General features: G+C 66.0%; 5 protein-coding genes. 2 read left to right on the top strand and 3 right to left on the bottom strand.

What is annotated here, in order from left to right:
• Positions 1 to 63: 63 nt before the first annotated feature.
• From minE to minC, 3 genes are all read right to left on the bottom strand, one after another.
• Entirely contained in the window at positions 64 to 318 is a 255-nt protein-coding gene (minE, locus tag V0R62_RS26510) for a cell division topological specificity factor MinE (protein WP_011532731.1), read from the bottom strand.
• Positions 319 to 321: 3 nt separating this feature from the next.
• Positions 322 to 1,134, bottom strand: a complete 813-nt coding sequence (gene minD, locus V0R62_RS26505; protein ID WP_028690866.1) for a septum site-determining protein MinD — start codon at positions 1,132 to 1,134, stop codon at positions 322 to 324.
• A 96-nt stretch (positions 1,135 to 1,230) separates the two neighbouring features.
• Positions 1,231 to 1,992: a septum site-determining protein MinC gene (minC, locus tag V0R62_RS26500; RefSeq protein WP_330105808.1), complete on the bottom strand. Its 762-nt coding sequence runs from the start codon at positions 1,990 to 1,992 to the stop codon at positions 1,231 to 1,233.
• Between the two features lie 100 nt (positions 1,993 to 2,092).
• Here minC and V0R62_RS26495 point away from each other — a divergent pair, with 100 nt between their 5' ends.
• Both V0R62_RS26495 and V0R62_RS26490 read left to right on the top strand, forming a co-directional pair.
• Positions 2,093 to 3,028, top strand: a complete 936-nt coding sequence (locus tag V0R62_RS26495) for a lipid A biosynthesis lauroyl acyltransferase (RefSeq protein WP_330105807.1) — start codon at positions 2,093 to 2,095, stop codon at positions 3,026 to 3,028.
• A 75-nt stretch (positions 3,029 to 3,103) separates the two neighbouring features.
• Positions 3,104 to 4,252, top strand: a complete 1,149-nt coding sequence (locus tag V0R62_RS26490) for a patatin-like phospholipase family protein (protein ID WP_330105806.1) — start codon at positions 3,104 to 3,106, stop codon at positions 4,250 to 4,252.
• Positions 4,253 to 4,366: the final 114 nt, after the last annotated feature.

Raw genomic sequence — 4,366 nt, 5'->3', positions numbered from 1 at the left:
GCTGCGGCCTTGTGCCGCGAAAGGGCTGCAAAGCAGCCCCAGGATCGGCCCGAAGGCGCTGGATCAGCGCTCGGGCAAGGTGATGTTCAGCTCGAGGATCGAGCAGCTGCCCTGGTTCTCCAGCGCCACCTGCACATCGTCGTTGCCGATGTTGACGTACTTGCGGATCACCTCGACCAGCTCCTTCTGCAGGGCGGGCAGGTAGTCCGGGGTGCTGCGCTGGCCGCGCTCGTGCGCCACGATGATCTGTAGACGCTCTTTCGCTACCGACGCGCTGGTCTGTTTCTGTCTGCCACGAAAGAAGTCAAAAAGGTTCATGGTTTACTTGCCTCCAAACAGACGCGCGAAGAATCCTTGCTTCTGCACGTCGATGAACCGCAGGGGCTTCTCTTTGCCCAGCAGACGGTCGACGGTGTCACTGTACGCCTGGCCGGCATCGCTCTGGTCGTCAAGGATGACCGGGATGCCCTGGTTGGAGGCCTTGAGAACGGCTTGCGACTCGGGAATCACACCCTTGAGCTTGATCGCCAGGATCTCTTCGACGTCGGCGATGCTGAGCATTTCGCCCTTCTCGACGCGCTCGGGGTGGTAACGGGTGATCAGCAGGTGTTCCTTGATCGGCTCCTCGCCGTTCTCGGAGCGGCGCGACTTGCTCGACAGGATGCCCAGCATGCGGTCGGAGTCACGTACCGAGGACACCTCGGGGTTGGTCACGACGATGGCTTCGTCGGCGAAGTACATCGCCAGGTGCGCGCCTTTCTCGATACCGGCCGGCGAGTCGCAGATGACGTAGTCGAAGGTTTCCTTCAGCTCCATCAGGACCTTTTCCACGCCTTCCTGGGTCAGGGCGTCCTTGTCGCGGGTCTGGCTGGCGGCCAGCACGAACAGGTTCTCCAGGCGCTTGTCCTTGATCAGGGCCTGCTGCAGGTTGGCCTCGCCGTTGACCACGTTGACGAAGTCGTACACCACGCGGCGCTCGCAGCCCATGATCAGGTCGAGGTTACGCAGGCCGACGTCGAAGTCGACGATGACAGTCTTGTAGCCGCGCAGTGCGAGGCCGGTACCGATGGCGGCGCTGGTGGTGGTCTTGCCCACACCCCCCTTGCCGGAAGTGACGACGAGAATCTTGGCCAAGGTGTTTCACCCCTAAATAAACGGGACGCGGGTCCCTGCAAATACAAAAAACGGCAACGGGAAAAAAGTTGCGCTAAAAATGCCGGCAAGTATCCGTTAAAGACGGGTGATGTTCAACACGTCACCGGACAGGCTGACCTGCACGCCCGAGCCCCACAGCGGGTCGCGGCGCAGGTCCTCGCAGACCTTGTACTGGCCGGCGATGGAGACCATTTCCGCGGTCATCTGCTGGCAGAAGATGCGCGCCTTGGTGTTGCCCTTGATACCGGCCAGGGCGCGGCCGCGCATGGCGCCGTACACATGGATGTTGCCATCGGCGAGAAGTTCCGCGCCGGGGCTGACCGAGCCTGTCACCACCAGGTCGCCACCCTGGGCGTAGATCTGCTGGCCGCCGCGCACCGGCGAGGTGATGATGCGGGTCGGGCGCACCTCGGGTTCGGCCGGCGCCGGTGGCGGTGCTGGCGCGGGTTCGGGCTTCTTCGCTTCCGGTTCGGGCTCGAGCGGGCGTTCGCGGGCGCCGGAAGGCGGCAGCACCGGCAGGTCGATGGCGATCGCCGCGGCGATGTCCTCGATGCGGCTGGCGCGGATCGCCAGTGTGCGCAGGCCATGGTGACGGCACACGCGCATCAGCCCGGGCAGGTCGATGGCGCCTTCGTCATGGGGCAGCTTGTCCAGGGCCAGCACCAGCGGGGTGTTGCTGAAGAAATTCGGCGCCTGCGCCACCTTCGCCGCCAGCTGGCGGTCGAGGGATTCGAGGTCGTTGCGCGCCAGTTCCAGCACGGTGATGGCAAGCATGCTGCCCTTGAGCTGGAACACGGGGGCGTTGTCGGGTGTCTGGTTGGGGCTCATGGTCTGCATAGACGGCTTGTTGCGAAAAAAGTGCCCTGACTTATAGCGATAAGACCGATTGCCCGCAACCGATGTAGAATGCCGGGCTCATGTCTTGCCGGAAGCTTCAATGGAACGCCCGCGTTTTCGATCCTCTTTCCTCCACCCGCGATTCTGGGGCCTGTGGCTGGGCCTGGGGCTGCTGTGGCTGGTCGCCCAGCTGCCGTACCGCGCCCTGCTGGGCCTGGGCCGCGCCCTGGGCGCGGTGATGTACCGGGTGGCCGGTGAGCGCCGGCGCATCGCCGCGCGCAACCTCGAACTGTGTTTCCCCGAACTGTCCGGCGACGAACGGCAACATCTGCTCAAGGAAAACTTCGCCTCCACCGGCATCGCCTTCTTCGAGATGGCCATGAGCTGGTGGTGGCCAAAGGCCCGGCTGGTGCGCCTGGCTCACATCGAAGGCATCGAGCACCTGCAGGCCGCCCAGCGCGAAGGCGAGGGCGCCATCCTCATGGCCGTGCACTTCACCACCCTGGAGATTGGCGCCGCGCTGCTGGGCCAGGCCCATACCATCGACGGCATGTACCGCGAGCACGGCAACGCGGTATTCGACTTCATCCAGCGCCGCGGCCGCGAGCGCCACAACCCCGATTCGCTGGCCGTGGAGCGCGACGATGTGCGCGGCATGCTCAAGCTGCTGCGCAAGGGCCGGGCGATCTGGTATGCGCCGGACCAGGACTACGGCATCAAGCAGAGTATCTTCGTGCCGCTGTTCGGTATCCCGGCGGCCACCGTTACCGCCACCACCAAGTTCGCCCGGCTGGGCAAGGCCCGGGTGATTCCATTCACCCAGCGGCGCCTGGAGGACGGCAGCGGCTATCGTCTGGTGGTGCATCCGCCGCTCGAGGACTTCCCCGGCGAAACCGAGGAGGCCGACTGCCTGCGCATCAACCAGTGGGTCGAAGGCGTGCTGCGCGAGTGCCCGGAGCAGTACCTGTGGGCGCACCGACGCTTCAAGTCGCGGCCCGAGGGCGAGCCACGGCTGTACGACAAGAAGAAAAAATGACGCTGGGGCCGCGTGGGAGCGGGCTGGCTCCGCGATAGGGCGGTCACTGGCAAGCACTGATTCCAGGGAGGAGCAATGACCTCAACCACCGGCCTGATCCTCTCTGGCGGCGGTGCCCGCGCCGCCTACCAGGTCGGCGTGCTGGCCGGCATCGCCGAACTGCTGCCCCCTGGGGCGGCGAACCCCTTCCCGGTGATCGTCGGCACCTCTGCCGGCGCCATCAACGCCGTCAAGCTGGCCAGCAGTGCCACGCGTTTCGCCGAATCGGTGCAGCACCTGACTGCCTTCTGGCAGAACTTTCGCAGCCACCTGGTGCTGCGCAGCGACTGGCCCGGGGTGATCCGCCAGGCCAGCCGCTTCGTCGGCCACAGCCTGCTGGGGCTCGGCGGCCAGGTGCCGGTGGCGCTGCTCGACAGCCGCCCGCTGCGCCGCCTGCTGCATGAACACCTGGACCTGGACGGCATCGCCCATTCCCTGGCGGCCAATCAGCTGCGCGCCATCGCCGTGACCGCCTTCGGCTACGAGTCCGGCCAGGCGGTGACCTTCTACCAGGGCCGCGACACCATCGAACCCTGGCTGCGTCACCGGCGCATCGGCATGCCCACGCCGCTGACCATCGACCACCTGCTGGCCAGCTCGGCGATCCCGTTGTTGTTCGCGCCGGTGCGTCTGGGCGATGAGTTCTTCGGTGACGGCGCGGTGCGCCAATCGGCACCGATCAGCCCGGCGCTGCACCTGGGCGCCAGCCGCGTGCTGGTGGTGGGGGTCAGTGGCAACCCCCAGCGACCGGCGCCGCCCTTGCCGACCCAGCGCGTGTTCAGCGGCCAGCAACCAAGCCTGGCGCAGATCGGTGGGCACATGCTCAACAGCACCTTCATCGACAGTCTCGAGGACGATATCGAACTGCTGCAGCGGCTCAACCACCTCAGCCACCTGATGCCGGCGCACCTGGACGCCCGGCGTCTGGGGCTGGCGCCGATCGAGGTGCTGGTGGTGGCGCCCAGCCAGCCGCTGGACGAGATCGCCGCTCGTCATCGGCGCGAGCTGCCGGCGGCGTTGAGGTTGTTCCTGCGTGGGCCTGGCGCTACCAAGACCAGCGGCGCGGGGGTATTGAGCTACCTGCTGTTCGAAGCGAGCTATTGCAGTGAGCTGATCGAGTTGGGGCGCAAGGATGCGTTGGCCAAGAAGCGGGAGTTGTGCCAGTTCCTGGGATTGCCTGGCTGACCGTGTAGGAGCGGCCTTGTGCCGCGAAAGGGGCGCACAGCGGCCCCAGGTTCTTAGCCAAAGCACATATCGCCGGGGCCGCTTTGCGGCCCGTTAGCGGCACAAGGCCGCTCC

The sequence above is a fragment of the Pseudomonas carassii genome (assembly GCF_036324045.1).
Taxonomy (GTDB): Bacteria; Pseudomonadota; Gammaproteobacteria; order Pseudomonadales; family Pseudomonadaceae; genus Aquipseudomonas; species Aquipseudomonas peradeniyensis.
Note: the sequence above shows the minus strand (reverse complement) of the source record. Positions and strands in the feature narration are given on the sequence as shown.

Bases quoted from the DNA above. Each gene is read 5' to 3' on its own strand.
- minE (WP_011532731.1), bottom strand. From the start codon at position 318: ATGAACCTTTTTGACTTCTTTCGTGGCAGACAGAAACAGACCAGCGCG.
- minC (WP_330105808.1), bottom strand. From the start codon at position 1,992: ATGCAGACCATGAGCCCCAACCAGACACCCGACAACGCCCCCGTGTTC.
- V0R62_RS26495 (WP_330105807.1), top strand. From the start codon at position 2,093: ATGGAACGCCCGCGTTTTCGATCCTCTTTCCTCCACCCGCGATTCTGG.
- V0R62_RS26490 (WP_330105806.1), top strand. From the start codon at position 3,104: ATGACCTCAACCACCGGCCTGATCCTCTCTGGCGGCGGTGCCCGCGCC.